Here is a 19,478-nt window from a genome sequence, read left to right as displayed (position 1 = left end):
CCGCGGTGTGCCGGATTCGGGCGGCCCGTCGACGCCGTTCCCATGTTGCCCCTTCACGACCCGCACACCCCGTCCGCTGATTCCCGGCCCAATACCCCCCCGATCCCCCGCCCGCCGGCCGCGCTGCGACTGAGCGTGCTGGCCGCCGCCGCGCTGCTGCTCGGCGCCTGCGCGACGACACAGTCCGGCGCACCTGCCGCCGCGGCCACGCCGGCGTCGCCGGTCGCCCCGGCCACCGCCGGCGCCGCACCGTCGGCCCCCGCGCAGGCCGCCGCCGGCCCGGCCTCGGCCGCCTCCGGTCCGACCGCCACCGCCGCCGCGCGGCCGACGCCGCCGGACCCGAGCGCGCTGAAGCCCTTCGCCGAGATCTCCAAGGGCGCGACGCGCCAGGACGGCCTGTTCCCGATCTGGCGCAAGGACGAGAAGGTCTGGCTCGAGATCCCGCGCAGCGCGTTGAACAAGCCCTTCATGTTCGACGTCAACATCGCCAGCTCGATCGGCGAGCGCGGCCTGTACGCCAGCCAGATGGGCCCGTCGGCGCTGGTCGAATGGCGCCGCATCGGCAACCAGGTGCAGCTGATTGCGCTGAACACCGCGTTCCGCGCCGAAGGCGGCAACCAGCGCGCCGTCGAGCAGGCCTTCTCGCCCAGCCTGCTCGGCTCGATCAGCGCCGCGAGCGCCGACGATCCCGAACGCAAGGCCTTCCTGGTCGACGCCAGCTTCCTGCTCAGCGACATCCCCGGCTACTCCACCCGCATCGAGGCGGCGTTCCGCCTGCCCTACGGCCCGGACCGCGCGAACTCCTACTTCGAGGCGACGCGCGCCGAGGCGACGCTGACGACGCTGTCGGCCCGCATGCACTTCGCGACGCCGCGCATCCCCGCGCCGCCGCTGACGCCGACCCCCTTCCCGGTGCCGCCGCCACCGCAGGCCGTGCCCGATCCGCGCAGCTTCTTCGTCACCTACGTCTACAACTTCCAGGCCCTGCCCGAGGCGCCGATGCGGGCCCGGCTGATCGATCCGCGTGTCGGCCACTTCCCGCAGTCGCACACCGACCTGTCGTCGGACCTGAAGGCGAACCCGCGCGTGCACTACGTCAAGCGCTGGCGCCTCGAGAAGAAGGACCCGGCCGCCGAGTTGTCGGAGGCGGTGACGCCGATCACCTACTGGATCGACAAGAACGTGCCGCCGCGCTACCGCGGCGCGGTCGAGGCCGGCATCGTCGAGTGGAACAAGGCCTTCGAGCGCATCGGCTTCAAGAACGCCGTGGTCGCGAAGCAGCAGCCCGACGACGCGACCTGGGACAACATGGACGGCAACCATGCGTCGATCCGCTGGTTCGTCGGCGCCGACGTCGGCTTCGCGATCGGCCCCAGCCGCGCCGACCCGCGCACCGGCGAGATCCTGGATGCCGACATCGGCATGAGCGACGTCTTCGCGCGCGGCTCGCGCCGGCAGTTCGTCGAGGACGTCGGCCGCACCGCGCTCGCCGCGACGTTGCCCCACGCCCATGGCGCGCCGGGGGCGTTGCCGTCGTTCGGCGGCTACGGCTCTGACGCGCACTTCTGCAGTTATGCCCACGAAGCCGCGCAGGAGATGAGCTTCGCGCTCGACATCCTCGAGGCCCGCGGCGACATCGCGCCCGACAGCCCCGAGGCCGAGGCCTTCGTGCAGCAGGTGATCAAGGACACGATCATGCACGAGGTCGGGCACACGCTCGGCCTGAAGCACAACTTCAAGGCGTCGACGACGATCACGCGCGCGCAGCTGAAGGACAAGGCCTTCACCGACGCCAACGCGATCTCCGGCTCGGTGATGGACTACAACGCCCCCAACCTCGCGCTCAAGGGCGAGCCTCAGGCGGCCTATCACATGACGACGCTCGGCCCCTACGACTACTGGGCGATCGAGTACGCGTACAAGCCGATCGCGCCCGCCGACGAGGCCGCCGAGCTGGGCCGCATCGCCGCGCGCAGCACCGAGCCGGCGCTGGCCTTCGCCGACGACACCGACGCCGGTGGCTTCGGCCCCTACGACGGCATGGACCCGCTGGCCAACCGCTTCGACCTCGGCGACGACCCGCTGGCCTACTACAAGCGCCGGCTCCAGCTGAGCCAGGAGCTGTGGACCCGCGTGCAGGAACGCCCGCCGCAGGCCGGCGAGGACCCGCTGCGTCGCCCGCGCTCGTTGATGTCCGGCTTCCGCCAGCTCTACAACGCCGCCGAGCTCGTCGGCAAGTACGTCGGCGGCATGCACGCGGTACGCGACCTGCCCGGCACCACCGGCCGCGCCAGCCTGAAGCCGGTCGATCCGGCGAAGCAGCGCGAGGCGCTGCAGTTCCTGGCCACGGGTCTCTTCAGCATCGACAGCTTCCGCTTCAAGCCCGAGTTCCTGAGCTCGCTGACGGTCGATTACAGCGAATGGGAGCGTCCGGCGGTGAACGTGCCGGCGGCCGTCGCACGCGTGCAGCTCGTCGCGCTGGACCGCCTGCTCGGCGCGCCGACCGCGCAGCGCCTGCTCGACCTGCCGGGCTACGTGCCGGAAGGCCAGCGCAAGGGCCTGATCTCGCTGGCCGAGGTCTACGGCACGGTGCAGTCGTCGATCTGGAGCGAGTTGAAGACCGGCAGCAACATCGACCGCCTGCGCCGCAACCTGCAGCGCGAGCACCTGAAGCGCGTGCAGACGCTGCTGACCCGCGCGCCGGCCACGCTGCCGCCGGATGCGCTGAGCCTGGCGCGCCTGCATGCCGCGCAATTGCAGGCCGACCTGCGCAAGGCCGCCGCGAAACCGGGCCTGTCGATCGAGACGCAGGCCCACCTGAACGACAGCCTGGGCACGCTGACCGAAGCCTTGCGCGCGACGATGCAACGCAGCTAGCCCGCTTCCAAAAAGTGCTGCTATACTGCGAGGCTTCGCGGCTGTAGCTCAGTTGGATAGAGTACTTGGCTACGAACCAAGGGGTCGTGGGTTCGAATCCTGCCAGCCGCGCCAGAAAAACAAGAAACGGATCAACGGGTTAGATGCTTGAAGCGTCTAGCCCGTTTTTTTTTGCTGGGGGACTTTGGGGTCTTGGGGGACTCTCGACTTCCGCGTGACACGAACCGCCTGCGGCGGCACGCCACTTCGGCGCCGCACCCGGGGCGCCGCGCACGAGACGAGCGAGACGCCCGGCCATGCCTGCGAGACGCCGGGCCACCTCCGACGCGGCCGCGATTCCTACATTGACGGGCATGCCGCGACCGACGCGGCCCAACCCCCGCAAGAAAGGACCCTCCGTGAACCCGACCCCCGTCCGCGCCCGCCGGCTGGCCATCGCCGCCCTCATCGGCGCTGCCGCGACCCTGATGCCGCTGACCGGTCATGCGTACGACGAGAACTCCACCGCCGCCGTCAACGTCGACGCCAAGGGCATCGGCCTGAAGGGCCACGACCCGGTGGCCTACTTCACCGTCGGCGCGCCGACCGCCGGCAAGACCGAGTTCACGGCCACGCACGACGGCGTCACCTATCAGTTCGCCAGTGCGGCCAACCGCGACGCGTTCAAGGCCAACCCGGCGAAGTACGCGCCGCAGTTCGGGGGCTTCTGCGCGATGGGCGTGGCGCTGGACAGGAAGCTCGACGGCGACCCGACGGCCTGGACGATCGCCAACGACAAGCTCTACCTCAACGTCAACAAGGACGTGCAGAAGAAGTACCTGGAAGACGTCAGCGGCAACAACAAGAAGGCCGACGCCAACTGGCCGAAGATCCGCACCAGGACGCCGAAGTCGCTGGCTTGACGGTTCCGCGGCCCGCGCCCCGGCCATTGCGAGCCACACAACGCACTCTTGCCGCAGCCGGCGATTCCCCCGCCAGCGCCGGGGCGCCAACATCCACTCATGGATGACCGACTCTCGCCGCTGCTGCGGCGTTTCGAACTCAAGGCCCGTGTGTTCCACGCGGGCAACCTGTGCAGCCTGGTCGACTTCGACGCCGCCGACGGCGTGGGGCACTTCCACCTGCTCCATGCCGGACGGCTGCGCCTGGTGGCGCCGGATGCCCGGGTGACCGATCTGGACCAGCCGAGCCTGATCTTCCTGCCGCGCCCGAGCCGGCACCGCCTGGACGCCGGCGGAGGTGACGGCGCCGACCTGGTCTGCGCGTCGGTCGAACTGGGCGCTTCGGTAGGCCATCCGCTGCTGCACGGCCTGCCGCCGGTGCTGTTGCTGCCCCTGAGCGAAGTGCCCTCGATGGCGCGCGTGCTGGAGGTCCTGTTCGCCGAGGCCTTTGCCGAACACAGCGGCCGTGACGCGGCGCTGAACCGGCTGACCGAGGTGGTGCTCATCCACCTGCTGCGCCACGTGGTCGAGCGCGGGCTGCTGAAGGCGGGGGTGATGGCCGGACTGGCCGACACGCGCCTGGCGAGGGCACTGACCGCGATGCACGCCGAACCCGCCGCACCGTGGACGCTGCGCGAGCTCGCCGAGCTGGCGGGCATGTCGCGCGCCCGCTTTGCCGCGCACTTCGCCGGGGTGGTCGGCCAGCCCGCGATCGAGTACCTCGCCGGCTGGCGCCTGGCCATGGCGCAGCGGCTGCTGGCGCAGGGTCGGCAGCTCAAGACCATCGCCGACGAAGTGGGCTACGGCAGCCCGAACGCGCTCACGCGGGCGTTCACCCAACGCCTGGGCGTGTCGCCCATGCAGTGGCTGGCCCGCCGGGACGATCTCCCGGCCTGACCTGCGCCGGGCCGCGCGGCGCTCGCTGCGTAACCTCCGTGCTGCGCACTGCGGTGCGAGCCCGCTTCGGAACGGCAGGGCGGGGGCTCACGCGCCCGGACCGCAGTCCAGGCAGCGCTCGACCGGCACCGGTCCCATGTGCAGCGTGCGCTGCAACTGGCGCAGCGCGGTGCGCAGCCCCTCCTCCACCACCGGGTGGTAGAACGGGCTGTCGAGCATCTGCTGCACCGTGTCGCCGCGCTGCGCCGACCAGGCCAGCAGGTGCCCGATGTGCTCCGCGGCCGGGCCCAGCACCTCGGCGCCGAGGAAGCGCCCCGTGCCGCGTTCGCCGTAGACGTGGATTGCACCCTGGTTGCGGCCCATCACGCGGCTGCGGCCCTGGTCCTCGAACGAGGCGTGGCCGGTGTCGAAGGCCACGCCCGCGGCCTGCAGCTCGGCATGACTGGCGCCTGCCAGCGCGATCTGCGGCGCGCTGAACACCACCGCCAGCGGCGCGCGGCGCGGGCGCACGCGCACGTCCGGAAAGCGCCCGGCGTTGTCGCCGGCGATGCGGCCTTCGTCGGCGGCCTCATGAAGCAGCGGCCGGTCCGCGCTGGCGTCGCCGGCCAGGAAGACCGGGCGGTCGGCCACCTGCAGCGTGGCACGGTCGTGCACCGGAATGCCGGCGATGTCCAGCGGCAGCGTCGTGCGCTCGAGGCCGAGGTCATCGACGTTGGGCCGGCGCCCGGTGGCGGCGAGCAGCCAGTCGAACCGCTCCTCGTGCACGCGGCCGTCGCGGCCCGTGGCGCGCACGACGACGCTGTCGCCCTCGCGCCGCGGCTCCATGTGCGTGAGGTCCAGGCTCATCGGCAGTTCGGCCTCGAAGACCTGCCTGGCCAGTCGCTGCAGCGCCGGATCGGTCAGCGGGCCGACGCGTTCGCTGCGGCCGTACACGCGCACGCGCACGCCCAGGCGGTGCAGCGCCTGGGCCAGTTCGAGGCCGATCACGCCGGCGCCGGCCACCGCGACCGATCGCGGCAGGTCGGTCCAGTCGAAGAGGTCGTCGTTGACGATCAGCCGGTCGCCGAGCGCGCTGCGCCAGGCCTGCGGAACCGCCGGCCGCGAGCCGGTGGCGATGACGATGCGCCGGGCACGAACGCGTGTCGTGCCCACCTGCAGCAGGTGGTCGTCGAGGAAGCGGGCCTCGCCGTGCAGGCGGCGCTCGGCCGGCCAGCCCTGCACCGCATCGACGACGAAGCCGACGAAGCGGTCGCGCTCGCTGCGCACCCTGGCCATCACCGCCCGACCGTCGATCGCCGCGGCGCCGGCGGTCACGCCGAACCGCCCCGCGTCGGCCACGCCATGCGCGGCCTCGGCCGCGGCGATCAGCAGCTTGCTGGGCATGCAGCCCACGCGCGCGCAGGTGGTGCCGTACACGCCGCGTTCGATCAGCAGCACGTCCGGCGTGTGGGCCAGCGCTGCGCGGTAGGCGGACATGCCGGCGGTGCCGGCACCGATGACGGCGACGTCGGTCTCGATGAGCGAAGACGGGTTCATGCGGCCCTCCCGCTCACAGGCCCAGCGCGCTCAGGCCCGGATGGTCGTCCGGCCGGCGCCCTTGCGGCCAGTGGAACTTGCGGTCGGCGGCGGCGATGGGCTTGTCGTTGATGCTCGCGAAGCGGCGGTGCATGTAGCCGTGCTCGTCGAACTCCCAGTTCTCGTTGCCGTAGGACCTGAACCAGTTGCCGGCGTCGTCGTGCCATTCGTAGGCAAAGCGCACGGCGATGCGGCGGCCGTCGTGGGCCCAGAGTTCCTTGATCAGGCGGTAGTCGAGCTCGCGCGCCCACTTGCGTTCGAGGAAGGCCTGCACCTGGGCACGCCCGACCGGGAACTCGGCGCGGTTGCGCCAGACGGTGTCCACCGTGTAGGCCTGCGCCACCCGCGCGGGGTCACGCGTGTTCCAGGCATCCTCGGCAAGGCGCACCTTCTGCACCGCGGTCTCGAGGGTGAACGGCGGCAGCGGCGGGCGGGGCGAGGTCGTCTCGGGCATGGGGAGTTCCTGGTTGGTCATCGGCGGGCTGGTGTCGCAGCAGGCCCATCAAAGCCTGCATCACGTCGCGGCCCAGCCAGGCCGCCTCGTAGCCGAGGTCGTCGGGGACTTCACCGTAGAAGGGGGCGTTGAGCATGGTGGCGGTTTCGCAGGGACGCGACACCCGGACTGTCGGCCCTGCGGGCCGCGGCGAGAATCCCCGCGCCCGCCAACACAGCCTTTCTGAAAGGGAAACAGCGTGGACCGTCTGCAAGCCATGGCCACCTTCGTCGCCGTCGTCGACTGCGGCGGCTTCGCCAGCGCGGCCCGCAAGCTCAACCTCTCGCCGCCGGTCGTCACGCGCGCGATCGCCGAGCTCGAGGAGCGGCTCGGCCTGCGCCTGCTGGTCCGGACCACACGCGTCGTGCGCGTCACCGATGCCGGCGCCCGGTACTCGGAAGACTGCCGCCGCATCCTCGCCGAGATCGAGGAAGCCGAAAGTGCCGCCACCGGCGCCCACGCCGCGCCCCGCGGCACCCTCACGCTGACCGCGCCGGTGCTGTTCGGCCAGCTCCACGTGACGCCGATCGTCGTCGACTACCTGCGTGAATTTCCCGAAGTCGACGTGCAGTGCCTGTTCCTCGACCGCGTCGTCAACCTCGTCGAGGAAGGCATCGACGTCGCGGTGCGCATCGGCGAGCTGCCGGATTCCTCCCTGCAGGCCACCCGCGTGGGACGCGTCCGGCGCGTGCTGGTGGCCGCACCCGCGTACCTGGCGGCGCACGGCATGCCGCAGCGGCCCGAAGAGCTGGCCGGGCATGCCATCGTCTCGGCCGCCGGCGTGACCCCGGTGTCGGAGTGGCGCTTCAACGACGCCGGCAAGCCGCTGTCGCAGCGCGTGCTGCCGCGCCTGCGCACCACCACCAACGACTCCGCCATCGCCGCGGCGGTGGGCGGCCTGGGCATCACGCGGCTGCTGAGCTACCAGGTGGCCGAACACGTGCGCAGCGGTGCGCTGCAGTTGCTGCTGCAGGACTTCGAGACGGCGCCGCTGCCGGTGCACGTGGTGCACCACGAGGGCCGGCGCGCGACCCAGAAGGTGCGCGCCTTCATCGACCTGGTGGTGCAGCGGTTGCGCGGCGACCCCCGGCTGCACTGACGCCGCCGAAGACGCGCATCGTCAGAGGTCCAGTTCGATGCGCTCGCCGCCGCCCGCGGCCGGCACCGCGCAGCACAGCAGGACCTCGCCGTCGGCGGGCCGCCAGGCCGTGGGCTCCGGGTAGGTCACGCGGCCCGCAGTCATGCGGGTGGCGCAGGAGCCGCAGTGCCCGGCGCGGCAGGAGAACGGCGGACTGAGGCCCTTGCCCTCGGCGAACTCGAGCAGCGTGCCCCGTGCCGGCGTCCACTCGGCGGCCTCGCCCGCGCGCGTGAAGCTCACCGTCGCCTGCCGCGCCGGCGGCAGCACCGGTGCCGGCGCCGCGTCGGGGCTGTCCGGGCGCCGCTTCAGCGACGAGGGCCCGAAGGCTTCGGCGCGGATGCGGGCATCGCGCACGCCGAGGTCGCGCAGCCCTTCGTACAGCGACTGCATGAAGCCCGGCGGTCCGCAGAGCAGGAACTCGTGGTCGTCGAACGGCAGCAACGACTTCAGCAGGTCGATCGTCAGCGGCCCCTGGAGCGCGCCCGCGGGCGCGCCGTCGAGGCTGCCGAGCACCACGTGCAGCCTCATCGCGCCCTGGGCGCGCCGGACCAGTTCGTCCAGTTCGTCGCCGAAGGCGCGCACCGACGCGTCGTGCGCCACCTGGATGACATGCAAAGGACGCGTGCGACGGTGGCGAAACCCTTCGGCGACCAGGTGGCGCGCGAAGGCCACCATCGGCGTGATGCCCACGCCCGCGCCGATCAGCACCGCCGGCCGCCGCAGCGCGGCATCGATCGTGAACTGGCCGCGCGGGCCCAGCGCCTCGATCACGTCGCCCTCGCGCACGTGGTCGTGCAGGTGGCTCGACGCGGCGCCTTCGCGCTTGACGCTCAGTCGCAGGCCCTCGTCGCCGGGCGCCTGAGAGAGGGTGTAGGTGCGGCGCAGCTCGTCTCCCGCCGCGGTCTTGAGGCGGATCGGCAGATGCTGGCCGGCCTGGAACGGCGGCACCGCGCGGCCGTCGGCCGGCACCAGGTGGAAGGAGCGGATCACGGCGCTCTCGTCGACCACGCGGTTCACGCGCCACGGCCGCCAGGACTGCGCCAGTTGCGCGGCTTCGCGCCTGGCCTCGGCCTCGTGCCAGGTGCCGGTGATGAGCGAGTTGGCCGACCAGTCGCGGAACGCCCAGCGCAGCGGCAGCGCGTCGCGCAGGCGCCAGCCCGACTCGATGCGGAAGCGCCACGCACGCTCGGCGCCCTCGAAGGCCTTCAGGTCCTCCCCGTCCCAGACGACCTCCGCGCTGCCGGTCAGCGTGAGCAGGTCGCCGCTGTCGAAGTCGATGAAGAGCACGCCGGCGCGCGGGTCGAGCTGCAGGTTGCCCAGCGTCATGAAGAAGAAGTTGCCGGTGAAGTCGGGCACGAGCAAGGTCCGCTCGTCCTCGATCTTCACGAAGCCCGCGCGGCCGCCGCGGTGCGAGACGTCGGCGCCGCGGCTGCCGCGGGCACCGGCGATGCCATCGGCCGCGGGTGCATGGGTGGCGACGAACAGGGTGTCGGCGCGCGCGACCAGCGCCTGCGCCTGGGCATCCAGCGCTTCCAGCGCGTCGACGGCACGCGGGCGCTGGTCGCCGGCGTCGCGCACCCAGCGGAACTCACGCCCCTGGATGTACTGCGGGCAGTTGCCCACCGATTGATCGACGTCGACGGCGAAGCCGTGCTCGTCGGCGGCCACGACGTGGCCGTTGACCCGGTTGCGGCGGCGCGTGTGCAGCTCGATGCCCAGGAAGCCCAGCGACGCGCCGGGCGCCAGCCCCTGGGCGAGCGGGTCGCCGGGGATCGGGCGGGCGCGCAAGTCCAGCCGCGTCGGGCCCGGAGCCCGCACGAAGCCCGGCCGGCCCACCAGCGCGGAGGCCCAGGGCCGGCCCGCCGCATCGACCGAGCCGACCAGCATGAACGGCAGCTGCTCGAAGAAGCGCTGGTGCTGCTCGGGCATGAAGGGGCGGATCACCCGCTGCCCGACGCCGAGCATGCGCTCCCGGATGCCCAGCCGATCGTGCACGGCCTGCTCGCCGGGGTGAAACGGGTTGTCCTGGCGGGCGACGGTGGCGTCCATGGTCGGCTTTCGGTGGCAGGTGGAGTCGTGACGTCGCGTCAGGCCGCCAGGCCGACGGCCGTCTTCTGGAAAGGCACGAAGCCGGGCAGCGCCTCGACGCGGGCGAGCCAGGCGCGCACGCTCGGGTACGCCGAGAGGTCGACGTTGCCTTCGGGCGCGGCGGCGATGTAGCTGTAGGCCGCGACATCGGCCAGCGTGGCAGCGTCGCCGACGAGAAAGCCGCGCGAGGCCAGCACGCCCTCCATCACCTTCAGCAGGCCATGCGCGCGGCCGATGACGTCGTCGGGGTTGTACTTGGCGCCGAACACGGTGATCAGGCGCGCCGCCGCCGGACCGAAGGCGATCTGCCCGGCCGCCACCGACAGCCATGCCTGCACGTCGGCCTGCCCCTTGGGGTCGCGCGGCAGCCAGCGGCGATCGGCGTCGTACTTCGTCGCCAGGTACACGAGGATCGCGTTGGAGTCGAAGATCACGGTGCCGTCGTCGTCGAGCACCGGCACCTGGCCGAAGGGATTGAGCCTGAGGAACTCGGGCGCCTTGTGCGCGCCCTTCATCAGGTCGACGTCGACGAGCTCGTGCGGGACGCCGAGCAGCGACAGCGCAAGCTGCGCGCGGTGCGAGTGGCCGGACAGGGGATGGCGGTACAGCGTGACGGACATGGGGTTCTCCTTGTGGGGGTGGTGAAGAGCGGTCGTTCGCGGGAAAAGGCATGCCGGCGCCCCTGCGCGAACGAACCGAGGGGCGGACCGGGGTCGGGGTCGCGCGGCGGCGGCCGCGCCGCGTCAGGCCGGTGCGGGCGGACCGTCGGCGGGGCCGGCGCGTCCGTCGAGCGCCGCGAGCCTGCGCTCCAGCGCGGCGATGCGCTGGTCGCGTTCGTCGAGGGCGCGCTGCACATCCTCGGCGTCGAAGCGCACCGGGATGTGCTGCGGGCAGTTCCAGTCGAAGCCCTCGACGGTGACGCGCATCTGCCGCTGCGGCCGTGCGCGGTACGCGGGGTCGACGAGGACCGCGGCCGACGCATCGCCGGGCGCCAGGTCCCGCACGGACAGGCGGCCGAGGATCTTGAGCCGCACGCGCTGCGCGTAGTCGACCAGGATCAGCGCGACGCGGTCGTTCGCCGCCAGGTTGCCCACGCTGATCAGCTGGCGGTTGCCGGCGTAGTCGGCGAAGGCCAGGGTCCTGTCGTCCAGCACCTTCAGCAGGCCACGCGGTCCGCCGCGGTGCTGCACGTAGGGCCAGCCCGTCTCCGAGACGGTGGCCATGTAGAAGCTGCGCTGCGCGGCGATGAACTCGCGCTCGGCCTCGCCCAGGCGATCGTTGAACACCTCGGCATCGCCCTCGAAGCTGCGCGCGTAGCCGGCGCGGCTGCCGTCGCGCTGCTGCGCGGCCTTGACCGAGGGGGTGAATGCGATGTCGGCGAACGCGTGGGACACGAGGGGCTCCGGACGGTGCGGCGCCCGAGCGGCGCCGCATGACCGTGACTGTGTCCGACAGCGCGCCGCGGCGGAATACTCGCCGGCGCCAAGTCAGTATTCCCGGTCTCGCAAGAGTCGGCCGCCCGGGTGTGCCGCGCTCGCCGTGCTCACGCCTGCTGGAACGCGACCTCGCGCCTGGCACGCAGCGCCGGCAGGGTCGCGACCACGAGCAGGGCTCGACACCGCCGGCGGCATGCTGCCGGCATCCCTTTCGCGCGGCATCGCCGGCTTCAAAGCTGCCCTGGCCGCTGCCGCCCAAACGGAGCGGCGGAGCGTGGTTTCCATGCTGGAGGTGATGGTGCCGAGCTACTGCGGCGCGTGATGGGTCCAGCGAGCCGCCCGGCTCGACGTCTCGAGCGGGCGCGGACGCTGCTTCGGTGACATTGTCGGTTCGAGTGTTCCGTCCGACGACACGGCACCGTCAAACGGCCTGGAGCGCCACGGCGATCGGCTGGCGGCTTGCCGTTCGCGCCGGCATCCAGGCGGCGAGCGCCGCCAGCGTGGCATTGAGCGCGAGCCACACGACCACGCCCACCGTGTCGACGGCAAACGGCAGCGGCGCCACGAAGCCGAGGCGGCCGATCATCACGTCGAGCGCAGCGGTCACCGGCAAGGCCAGCAGCAGCGCCAGTGCCGCGCTGACCCAGGCGACCACCTGCGCCTCGCCCATCACCATCCGGACCAGCCGCGCCGGGCCGGCGCCGAGGGTCTTCATCACCGCGAGCTCGCGTTGCCGCTCGACGACGCTGACGCTCATGCTCGCCGCCAGCCCGAGTCCGCCGACGACGGCCATCACGCCCGCCATCGCCACCAGCGCGCGGATCAGGATCACGATGTGGTCGCCCATGGCCGTGCGCAGCTCCGACAGCGGCCGGGCGCTCTGCACCGCGACGCCGGCACGGGTCAGCGCCTCGTCGATCTCGTGGATGTGCCGCTGGCGCCGCTGCGCATCGCCGGCATCGGTCGAGATGCGCAGCACGCGGGCGTCGGTGGCCTCACCCGCCACCGCGGCCAGGGCGTCGCGACCGACATAGGCGATGCCCGCCGCGCCGATCTCCTCGACGACGCCGACGAGCCGCCACGGGCTGACCCGGCCACCGAACGACAGCCGCACCGGATCGCCCAGCCGCAGGTGCGGCTGCTGCGCGAGCGCGGCATGGTTCAGCACCACGCCATCGGCGTTGTCGCCGGCACGCAGCCAGCGTCCCTGCAGCACCGGGAAGGACACCATCGCCGCCGCCGGCGGTACGCCCATCACCGCGAAGCTGCCGTGGCCGCGATCGGGATAGGCATGCGACACGTCGATGCCTTGCGGCCGCGCGAACGCCGCTTCGGCGAAGCCCCAGGTCTCGACCGTGCGGATGCCTGGCATCGTCGCGATCCGAGCCGCCTCGGCCGACGGGATGGCGCGCGCGGCGCGCAGCTCCACGTCGTAGTGGCGCGTCGCGTAGACCTTGTCGATCGTGAGCTCCCAGCTGCTCGATACGTTGAGCGCCGTCATGAACATCGCGCCCGCGGCAGCGAGAAGTCCGACCGTCAGCGCGAGTCGTACCGGCCGGCGGGCGACGTTGCGCCACACGGCGGGCCACCGCGCCGAGAGCCGCCGGATGCGCTCACCGGCCACCCCGCGCTGATCGATCGCCTCGCGGATGCGGGTGCGGCAGGCGCGGCCGATCGGCCCCGTCGCCAGCGCGAGCGGCACGACGACCGCCGCCAGGCCTTGCGCCCCGAACACCCAGGGCGCCGGGTGATCGCTGGCGAGCGACAGGTTCAGCAAGTTGCCGACCGCGCCGGCAAACCCGCCGGCGGCCAGCCGGGCCAGCGGCATGGCGACGAGCCAGGCCACGAGGCCCAGCGCACCGACGAGGGCCGCGTACAGCCACGCCAGCTGGCCGGCGCGCGCGCCCAGGGTCTTCAACACCGCGATCTCGCGGGTCTGTCGCGCCAGCAGTGCGGCCAGCGCATTCGCCACCAGCACGGCGCTCAGCACCAGGGCCAGCGCGGCGAAGGCCAGCAGCATGAAGAGCACGGTCTCCATCTGCCGCTGGTGCGGATGCTGCCGTGGCGGCGGCACGCGCACCTCGTCCACCGGATGCCCGGCCGCGTGCAGCCGCGCCGCCAGCTGTTCGGCCTTCGCCTGGATGCGGTCCATCGTCTCGGGCGTGTCGCGCCAGCGCACGCGCAATTCGTGCAGCCCGGTGCCCGGCCATGCGCCGCGCAGCGTGGCGGCGTCGACGTAGGCGTAGCCGGCCCGTTCCTGCCAGGCCGGCGCCAGGCTGGGGTCGTGCACGAGGCCGGCAACGGTGAGCTGCCGCGGCGCCGAGCCCGGCAACAGCACGTCGATCCGACCGCCGGCGGCGGCGACGCCCAGCATGCCGGTCGCCGTGCGCTCGATCAGCGCCTGGCCCTCAGCGCCCGGCAGGGGGCCGTCCTGCGAGACGAAGCGGTTCAGGCGAAACGTTCGCAAGTCCTCGACCACGAACAGCAGCAGCGGACGCCACTCGCCTTCGACCCGTGTACGCGCCTGCAGCACATCGCCGGCTTCGGCCGTCTCGACATCGGGATCCAGGCGCGCCAGGGCCAGCGCCGCCGCATCAACGCCACCCGGCAGCTCCAGCGTCGCATGCGCCGGTGACGTGCCGAGGTAGTTGCGCGCCATCTCGCGCCGCAGCACGTCGCGCACGCCCAGCACCGTTCCGAAGGCCGCGACGCTGACGACGATCGCCAGCAGCATCAGCGCATAACGCCAGCGTTCGGCGGCCACGTCGCGCGCGAGCTTCGACCAGCGCGGGCTCATTGCAGCCCCGCATGCCGGTGCTCGGCGGCGCGTCCGTGGGGCCCGGTGGCGGGCGCGGCCGGCGGCGCGGCCGCGGGCGATCGGGTGTCGGCCACGACACGGCCGTCGGCCATCGTCACGACCCGATCGGCGCGCGCGCCGACATCGCGTTCGTGCGTCACCATCAGCACCGTCTTGCCCTGGCGGGCCAGGGCCACCAGCAGGTCGACCACGAGCCGCGCCGTGTGGCTGTCGAGGTTGCCGGTCGGCTCGTCGGCCACCAGCAGCGGCGGATCGTTGGCCAGCGCCCGGGCGATCGCCGCCCGCTGCTGCTGGCCGCCCGACAGCTCGGCCGGCAGCTTCGCTGCCTGGTCGGCGATGCCCATCGATTCGAGCAGCGCCGCGGCATGCCGCCGGGCATCGGCGCCGCGCCGCGTGCCGCACAGGTCCATCGGCAGCATGACGTTCTCCAGCACTGTCAGGGTCGGCAGCAGCTGGAAGAACTGGAACACGACGCCGACATGGCGGCCGCGCCAGGCCGCCAGCGCACTCTCGTCGAGGCGATGCACTGCCCTGCCGGCGACGAGCACATCGCCCGTCGTCGGGCGGTCGATGCCGGCCACCAGGTTCAGCAGCGTGGACTTGCCGCTGCCGGACTTGCCGACCAGCGCGACGAAGCGCCCCGGCTCGAAGGCGAGGGTCACGTCCACGAGCGCGGCGGTGCCGCCCGCGGGTCCGGGGAACACCTTGCCGACATGTCGCAGCTCTATCATCTTGGGCACCCGTTCGAAAATGGACACGTGCCCATGTTGTGTGGCCGGCGGCGGCGGCACCAATACGCCGGCCATCACGGCGTCCGCTACTGAACAAGACCGCACCCGATGTCCAGGAGTTCGAAGATGCCAGCCGAACGAGCCGGAACGAGCACAGGGGACCGGCGCACGGCCCGCACCCGGGCCGCGTTGCGCCACGCATTGCTCGCGCTGATGAGCGAGCGCGGCTGGGATGCGATCGGCGTGCAGGAGATCTGCGAACGCGCCAATGTCGGGCGCTCGACCTTCTACACGCACTTCCGCAACAAGGACGAGCTGCTCAGCGGCGGCTTCGACGACCTGCGGCAGGCCCTGCGCGGAACGCCCGCTGGCGGCGCGGCGCGTTCCTCCGCCACCGGCGGCGGCGTGACCGACATGCCCTTCGTGCTCGGTCTCATCGAGCATGCCTGCGAGAACCGCAAGCTCTTCCGCACGCTGATCGGACGGCGCAGCGGCTACGTCGTGCACCAGCGCTTCAAGCAGATGCTGGTGGCGCTGGTGGAGGAAGAGCTCCAGGCCGTCCCGCCGGACGTGCCACGCGCGGCCGCTGCACGATGGACGGCCGGCGCGCTGTTCGAGCTGCTGAGCTGGTGGGTGGAGTCGCGCAGCCCGGCCACGCCGAAGGACCTGCTCGAGATGGCGCGGCGCCTCTCGACGCTGTAGCCCGTCGAGTTCATCGACGACGCCACCGGCCGAATTGACACCGCCGCAGCCCAAGCGGCGGCCGAGTGGGTTGGCGCGTAGCAGTTCGATCCAGACTTGACGCCTTGCAAGAGATCATCAGGGCAGGCGATGGCATGTTCATTGCCCAGGGTTTGACGCCCGCCCAGCACACCCAGCATGCCCATGCCGATCAAGCTCAGCATCCCTCACCAGCTCGGACGCGTCGAAGCCCATCGCCGCATCGAGTCCGGCTTCGCGGACCTGATACGCCAGATGCCGGGCAGCGCCGGCGCCGTCAGTCAGCGCTGGGAGGGCGACCGCCTGAGCTTCAGCGTCGCCGTGATGGGCCAGGCGGTCAGCGGGGTGCTGGAGGTGCTGGAGTCGGAAGTGACGATGGAGATCGAGCTGCCGGGCCTGCTGGGCACGCTGGCCGGCCGGCTGCGTGGCCCCTTGCAGAAGGCGGGCCAGTTGCTGCTGACCCGCAAATGACGCGGCAAGCCCGTTGCCGGCCGGCAGACCGGCCGCCGCGCGTTCAGACCGTCTCGCTCCACTCGACGAGTGCCACGTCGTTGGCCGAGCGCAGCGTGTTGTGCACCTCGGCCACGGCGTCGGTTTCGCGCAGCAGCTGGACGACGCGTTCATGCGGCTCGTCGGTATCGATCCTGGCCTTGTAGCGGATGCTCGTCGCCGCGAGTCCGCGGCCGGCGAAGTCCGCGCTGGCCTGCACTTCGACCGCGCGCAGCACCATGCCGAGGCGGGTCGCCTCGCGGTAGAGGTCGTTGCAGTAGCAGGTGGCCAGGGCCAGCATCAGCAGCTCGCCGCCGTTCACCGCCGACCCGCCTTCGCTGCCCCGGGCCGGCAGCGTGAGCCGCTTGCTCACGCCGGCGGCGCTGACCTCGACGTCATGCTGCAGACCTGCGTTGCGCACGCGCGCGGTGATGTCCATGCCGGCTCCTGCCAAGTCGATGTGCCGGCTGATCGTGCGTCGCGCGCTCGCGGCTTGTCAACGCGGATCGCTCGGCCGTTCTGTTCCGAGACCGCGGCGATGGCCCCTCGCCGGTCGCGGCCGCCCGCTTCTAAGCCTGCGCTAAGCCGCGGCACCGATAGTGTGGCCAGGCCGTTCGTCGACCGGCCGTCACGCCAACGGGAATACACCATGAAGACTCCGATTCGCACGCTCCTCATCACCGCCGGGCTGAGCGCCCTGACCAGCCTGGCCATGGCGGCCGGAACCGCGGCCGCCGGCACCGAGGCGCCCACCGCCAAGACCGCCCAGGAAACCGGCGCGCAGCCGCCGGCATCGCCGGCCGCCCACAAGAAGGTCAAGAAGCACGCCGCGAAGGCGAAGTCGAAGAAGACGTCGGCGGACAGCCCGAAGAAGGCCTCCCAGCCCTCGTGAACCGCTGCCCGCCCGACCGCCGGCACGCCAGGCCGTGAGAGTCCTGCTCGTCGAGGACGATGACATGCTGGCCAGCGCCGTGTGCGTCGGCCTTGCGCGCGCGGGCATCACGGTCGATCGGGTGGCCGACGGCGCTTCGGGCATCGCCGCCGCGCGCAGCGAGCCCTTCGCAGCCGTGCTGCTCGACCTCGGCCTGCCGCGCCGCGATGGCCTGGACGTTCTGCGCGAGCTGCGCGACCGTGCATGCCGGGTGCCGGTCATCATCATCACCGCGCGCGACGGCGTCGAGGACCGCATCGCAGGTCTCGATGCCGGCGCCGACGACTACGTGGCCAAGCCCTTCGACATCGACGAGCTGGCCGCGCGCCTGCGCGCGGTGGTGCGGCGCCAGGAAGGGCCCGCAGCGCCGGTGCTGCAGGCCGCGGGCATGCGCCTCGATCCGGCGCGGCGCGAGGTCTTCGTCGACGGCCGCCAGATCGCGCTGTCGGCGCGCGAGTTCGCGCTGCTGGAGCTGCTGCTGAGGCGACCCGGCGTGCCGCTGTCACGCGCCCAGATCGAGGACCAGCTGCTCGGCTGGGGTGAAGAGGTGGTCAGCAACGCGATCGAGGTGCAGATCCACCACCTGCGCCGCAAGGTCGGCGCCGAGCGCATCCACAACATCCGCGGCGTGGGCTACTTCGTGCCGCGGTCCTGATGCGCTCGATCGAGTCGCGCATCAAGTGGCGGCTGCTGCTGGGCAGCCTGGGCCTCAGCGCGGTGCTCGGGCTGACCGCCTGGTGGTGGGTCGGGCGCCAGGTGCGGGACCTGCTGGACTACCAGCTCGAGCAGGTCGCCCGCACGCTGGTCGACCACGATTTCGCCCGCGCGGGCATGGCGTCGCAGGAAGACCCCGCCATGCACCTGGCCGTCGTCGCCTGGGACGACACGGGACGGCTGCTGTACCGCTCCAGCCCGGAGCTCGAGCTGCGCTTCGATGCGCCGCCGGGCTTTTCCCGCATGGACAGCGGCAGCCAGCCCGACGCCGTGACGCTGCGCGTCTTCACGCTGCGCAGCGGTGGCCGCGTGATCCAGGTCGCGCAGCCGCTGTCGCTGCGCCAGGAGCTGGCCCGCGAGGCCGGGCTCGAGATCCTCGCGCCCGCCCTCGCCGGCCTGGCGGCGCTGTCGCTGCTGATCGTCGTGACGGTGCGGCGCTCGCTGGCGCCGCTGCGCGACCTGGGCGAGGAGCTCACCCGCCGCGACGCCCAGTCGCTGGCGCCGATCGAACTGCCGCAGGCGCCGGGTGAACTGCAAGGCGCGTTGACGACGCTGAATGCGCTGCTGGAGCGCCTGCAGGCGAGCCTGACGCTGCACCGGCAGTTCATCGCCGACGCCGCCCACGAGCTGCGCACGCCGCTGGCCGCCGTGCGCGTGCAGGCCGACAACGTCGCGCACGCGGCCGATGCGCAGCAACGCGAGGCGGCGATGACGCAGCTGCGGGGCGGCATCGAACGCCTTCAGCGCCTGGTGGAGCAGTTGCTCGAGCTGGCGCGCATCGAATCCTCGTCCATGCAGCGGCGCACGCGCGTGGAACTGGTGCAGCTGGCACGCGACTGCCTGGTCGACCTGGCGGCACAGGCCGCGGTGCGGCGCATGGAGTTGGCGCTCGACAGCCGCGGCGAACACTGGATCGACGCCGACCCGCGCGCGATCCGATCACTGCTGGACAACCTGGTGGGCAACGCCCTGAAGCACGCGCCGGCGGGCACCGGCATCGTCGTCACCATCTCGGGCGGGCCCGGCGGTGTCGCGCTCTCGGTGCGCGATCACGGGCCCGGCATCGACCCCGGCCTGCGCGAGCGCATGCTGGAGCGCTTCCATCGCGGCGAGGGCGCTGCGCCCGGTAGCGGCCTGGGCCTGGCCATCGCCGCCGAGGCCGCCCGCCGCCACGGCGCGCGGCTCGAGCTGCGGGCGCCGGAGAACGGCCCGGGCCTCGAGGCGCGCGTGCTGTTCGCCGCCGGCCGTTGATCCGCAGGGGCGGTGGCCGCCCGCATCAACACCGGGCTGGCGCAGCGTCACCCGCCGCAGCCGCAGCAGCTGCCCTTCTTCGCGGGCTCATTCCCGGCCGGCGCCGCCTCGATGGCCACCGGCGTGTAACCCGCTTCGGTGATGGCATCGGCCACCTCGCGGGCATCGGCTTCGGTCGTCTCGACGGCGACGACGTGCTGCGCGAGATCGATCTGCACGCGGGCCCCGCGGTCGACCGCCCGCACGGCGCTGGTGATGGTGCTGGCGCAATGGCCGCAGGTCATGTCGTCGACTCGGTAGGTCAGCATCGCAGGCTCCTTGGTGGATGGATGCGCCCAGTCTCGGGCTTGACGCCGTGGCAAGGTCAAGCGGTCGCGCG

At 72.4% G+C, this 19,478-nt stretch carries 19 protein-coding genes and 1 tRNA gene; 11 read left to right on the top strand and 9 right to left on the bottom strand.

Features of this window, described 5'->3' with window-relative positions:
* Positions 1-42: 42 nt before the first annotated feature.
* From P1K89_RS15100 to P1K89_RS15085, 4 genes are all read left to right on the top strand, one after another.
* Positions 43-2,877 (top strand): zinc-dependent metalloprotease, encoded by a 2,835-nt coding sequence (locus tag P1K89_RS15100; protein WP_284617261.1) that lies wholly within the window; start codon positions 43-45, stop codon positions 2,875-2,877.
* A gap of 37 nt (positions 2,878-2,914) precedes the next feature.
* A tRNA-Arg gene (locus P1K89_RS15095) sits at positions 2,915-2,991 on the top strand.
* A 284-nt stretch (positions 2,992-3,275) separates the two neighbouring features.
* Complete coding sequence (locus P1K89_RS15090) at positions 3,276-3,779, top strand: YHS domain-containing (seleno)protein (protein ID WP_284617260.1); 504 nt, start codon at positions 3,276-3,278, stop codon at positions 3,777-3,779.
* Between the two features lie 99 nt (positions 3,780-3,878).
* Complete coding sequence (locus P1K89_RS15085) at positions 3,879-4,715, top strand: AraC family transcriptional regulator (protein WP_284617259.1); 837 nt, start codon at positions 3,879-3,881, stop codon at positions 4,713-4,715.
* 87 nt (positions 4,716-4,802) lie between these two features.
* On the opposite strand, the gene P1K89_RS15080 is transcribed toward P1K89_RS15085, so the two are convergent.
* Together P1K89_RS15080 and P1K89_RS15075 are read right to left on the bottom strand one after the other, a co-directional pair.
* The gene (locus P1K89_RS15080; protein ID WP_284617258.1) at positions 4,803-6,251 is read right to left on the bottom strand and encodes a dihydrolipoyl dehydrogenase; all 1,449 of its coding nucleotides are present in this window, start codon (positions 6,249-6,251) and stop codon (positions 4,803-4,805) included.
* 13 nt (positions 6,252-6,264) lie between these two features.
* Positions 6,265-6,744, bottom strand: coding sequence for a nuclear transport factor 2 family protein (locus tag P1K89_RS15075; protein WP_284617257.1), 480 nt, complete (start codon positions 6,742-6,744; stop codon positions 6,265-6,267).
* A 238-nt stretch (positions 6,745-6,982) separates the two neighbouring features.
* Here P1K89_RS15075 and P1K89_RS15070 point away from each other — a divergent pair, with 238 nt between their 5' ends.
* The gene (locus P1K89_RS15070; protein ID WP_284617256.1) at positions 6,983-7,882 is read left to right on the top strand and encodes a LysR family transcriptional regulator; all 900 of its coding nucleotides are present in this window, start codon (positions 6,983-6,985) and stop codon (positions 7,880-7,882) included.
* 21 nt (positions 7,883-7,903) lie between these two features.
* Here P1K89_RS15070 and P1K89_RS15065 read toward each other — a convergent pair whose 3' ends face one another.
* From P1K89_RS15065 to P1K89_RS15055, 3 genes are all read right to left on the bottom strand, one after another.
* A complete protein-coding gene (locus P1K89_RS15065) occupies positions 7,904-9,970 on the bottom strand; it encodes a pyridoxamine 5'-phosphate oxidase family protein (protein ID WP_284617255.1) in 2,067 nt (688 codons plus the stop codon).
* Positions 9,971-10,008: 38 nt separating this feature from the next.
* Positions 10,009-10,629 carry a glutathione S-transferase family protein gene (locus tag P1K89_RS15060; RefSeq protein WP_284617254.1) on the bottom strand — a complete coding sequence of 207 codons (621 nt, stop codon included), beginning with the start codon at positions 10,627-10,629 and terminating at the stop codon, positions 10,009-10,011.
* Between the two features lie 123 nt (positions 10,630-10,752).
* The gene (locus tag P1K89_RS15055; protein ID WP_284617253.1) at positions 10,753-11,403 is read right to left on the bottom strand and encodes a pyridoxamine 5'-phosphate oxidase family protein; all 651 of its coding nucleotides are present in this window, start codon (positions 11,401-11,403) and stop codon (positions 10,753-10,755) included.
* A gap of 235 nt (positions 11,404-11,638) precedes the next feature.
* On the opposite strand from P1K89_RS15055, the gene P1K89_RS15050 reads away from it, so the two are divergent.
* Positions 11,639-11,767, top strand: a complete 129-nt coding sequence (locus P1K89_RS15050; protein ID WP_284617252.1) for a hypothetical protein — start codon at positions 11,639-11,641, stop codon at positions 11,765-11,767.
* Between the two features lie 99 nt (positions 11,768-11,866).
* On the opposite strand, the gene P1K89_RS15045 is transcribed toward P1K89_RS15050, so the two are convergent.
* A complete protein-coding gene (locus P1K89_RS15045) occupies positions 11,867-14,242 on the bottom strand; it encodes an ABC transporter permease (RefSeq protein ID WP_284617251.1) in 2,376 nt (791 codons plus the stop codon).
* Positions 14,239-14,994 (bottom strand): ABC transporter ATP-binding protein, encoded by a 756-nt coding sequence (locus P1K89_RS15040; protein ID WP_284617250.1) that lies wholly within the window; start codon positions 14,992-14,994, stop codon positions 14,239-14,241. Before P1K89_RS15040 ends, P1K89_RS15045 begins: the two co-directional genes overlap by 4 nt.
* A gap of 126 nt (positions 14,995-15,120) precedes the next feature.
* On the opposite strand from P1K89_RS15040, the gene P1K89_RS15035 reads away from it, so the two are divergent.
* Both P1K89_RS15035 and P1K89_RS15030 read left to right on the top strand, forming a co-directional pair.
* The gene (locus tag P1K89_RS15035; RefSeq protein ID WP_284617249.1) at positions 15,121-15,696 is read left to right on the top strand and encodes a TetR/AcrR family transcriptional regulator; all 576 of its coding nucleotides are present in this window, start codon (positions 15,121-15,123) and stop codon (positions 15,694-15,696) included.
* Positions 15,697-15,873: 177 nt separating this feature from the next.
* Positions 15,874-16,185, top strand: a complete 312-nt coding sequence (locus tag P1K89_RS15030) for a polyhydroxyalkanoic acid system family protein (RefSeq protein WP_284617248.1) — start codon at positions 15,874-15,876, stop codon at positions 16,183-16,185.
* A 43-nt stretch (positions 16,186-16,228) separates the two neighbouring features.
* On the opposite strand, the gene P1K89_RS15025 is transcribed toward P1K89_RS15030, so the two are convergent.
* Positions 16,229-16,642, bottom strand: a complete 414-nt coding sequence (locus tag P1K89_RS15025; RefSeq protein ID WP_284617247.1) for an OsmC family protein — start codon at positions 16,640-16,642, stop codon at positions 16,229-16,231.
* 210 nt (positions 16,643-16,852) lie between these two features.
* Here P1K89_RS15025 and P1K89_RS15020 point away from each other — a divergent pair, with 210 nt between their 5' ends.
* The 3 genes from P1K89_RS15020 to P1K89_RS15010 are packed head-to-tail and all read left to right on the top strand — an operon-like array spanning position 16,853 to position 19,099.
* Positions 16,853-17,095 (top strand): hypothetical protein, encoded by a 243-nt coding sequence (locus P1K89_RS15020; RefSeq protein WP_284617246.1) that lies wholly within the window; start codon positions 16,853-16,855, stop codon positions 17,093-17,095.
* 34 nt (positions 17,096-17,129) lie between these two features.
* Entirely contained in the window at positions 17,130-17,789 is a 660-nt protein-coding gene (locus P1K89_RS15015; protein ID WP_284617245.1) for a response regulator transcription factor, read from the top strand.
* The gene (locus P1K89_RS15010; protein ID WP_284617244.1) at positions 17,789-19,099 is read left to right on the top strand and encodes a sensor histidine kinase; all 1,311 of its coding nucleotides are present in this window, start codon (positions 17,789-17,791) and stop codon (positions 19,097-19,099) included. Before P1K89_RS15015 ends, P1K89_RS15010 begins: the two co-directional genes overlap by 1 nt.
* A 47-nt stretch (positions 19,100-19,146) precedes the next feature.
* Here the strand turns inward: P1K89_RS15010 and P1K89_RS15005 are convergent, their stop codons facing one another.
* On the bottom strand, positions 19,147-19,407 hold the full coding sequence (locus P1K89_RS15005) for a heavy-metal-associated domain-containing protein (RefSeq protein WP_284617243.1): 261 nt from the start codon (positions 19,405-19,407) through the stop codon (positions 19,147-19,149).
* Positions 19,408-19,478: the final 71 nt, after the last annotated feature.

The organism is Aquabacterium humicola (assembly GCF_030167915.1).
Taxonomy (GTDB): domain Bacteria; phylum Pseudomonadota; class Gammaproteobacteria; order Burkholderiales; family Burkholderiaceae_C; genus Pseudaquabacterium; species Pseudaquabacterium humicola.
Note: the sequence above shows the minus strand (reverse complement) of the source record. Positions and strands in the feature narration are given on the sequence as shown.

What these genes read in the sequence shown, in the direction of transcription:
- P1K89_RS15100 (WP_284617261.1), top strand. Translation starts at nt 43, where the DNA reads ATGTTGCCCCTTCACGACCCGCACACCCCGTCCGCTGATTCCCGGCCC.
- P1K89_RS15085 (WP_284617259.1), top strand. Translation starts at nt 3,879, where the DNA reads ATGGATGACCGACTCTCGCCGCTGCTGCGGCGTTTCGAACTCAAGGCC.
- P1K89_RS15080 (WP_284617258.1), bottom strand. Translation starts at nt 6,251, where the DNA reads ATGAACCCGTCTTCGCTCATCGAGACCGACGTCGCCGTCATCGGTGCC.
- P1K89_RS15075 (WP_284617257.1), bottom strand. Translation starts at nt 6,744, where the DNA reads ATGCCCGAGACGACCTCGCCCCGCCCGCCGCTGCCGCCGTTCACCCTC.
- P1K89_RS15065 (WP_284617255.1), bottom strand. Translation starts at nt 9,970, where the DNA reads ATGGACGCCACCGTCGCCCGCCAGGACAACCCGTTTCACCCCGGCGAG.
- P1K89_RS15060 (WP_284617254.1), bottom strand. Translation starts at nt 10,629, where the DNA reads ATGTCCGTCACGCTGTACCGCCATCCCCTGTCCGGCCACTCGCACCGC.
- P1K89_RS15050 (WP_284617252.1), top strand. Translation starts at nt 11,639, where the DNA reads ATGCTGCCGGCATCCCTTTCGCGCGGCATCGCCGGCTTCAAAGCTGCC.
- P1K89_RS15045 (WP_284617251.1), bottom strand. Translation starts at nt 14,242, where the DNA reads ATGAGCCCGCGCTGGTCGAAGCTCGCGCGCGACGTGGCCGCCGAACGC.
- P1K89_RS15040 (WP_284617250.1), bottom strand. Translation starts at nt 14,994, where the DNA reads ATGATAGAGCTGCGACATGTCGGCAAGGTGTTCCCCGGACCCGCGGGC.
- P1K89_RS15035 (WP_284617249.1), top strand. Translation starts at nt 15,121, where the DNA reads ATGCCAGCCGAACGAGCCGGAACGAGCACAGGGGACCGGCGCACGGCC.
- P1K89_RS15030 (WP_284617248.1), top strand. Translation starts at nt 15,874, where the DNA reads ATGCCCATGCCGATCAAGCTCAGCATCCCTCACCAGCTCGGACGCGTC.
- P1K89_RS15025 (WP_284617247.1), bottom strand. Translation starts at nt 16,642, where the DNA reads ATGGACATCACCGCGCGCGTGCGCAACGCAGGTCTGCAGCATGACGTC.
- P1K89_RS15020 (WP_284617246.1), top strand. Translation starts at nt 16,853, where the DNA reads ATGAAGACTCCGATTCGCACGCTCCTCATCACCGCCGGGCTGAGCGCC.
- P1K89_RS15010 (WP_284617244.1), top strand. Translation starts at nt 17,789, where the DNA reads ATGCGCTCGATCGAGTCGCGCATCAAGTGGCGGCTGCTGCTGGGCAGC.
- P1K89_RS15005 (WP_284617243.1), bottom strand. Translation starts at nt 19,407, where the DNA reads ATGCTGACCTACCGAGTCGACGACATGACCTGCGGCCATTGCGCCAGC.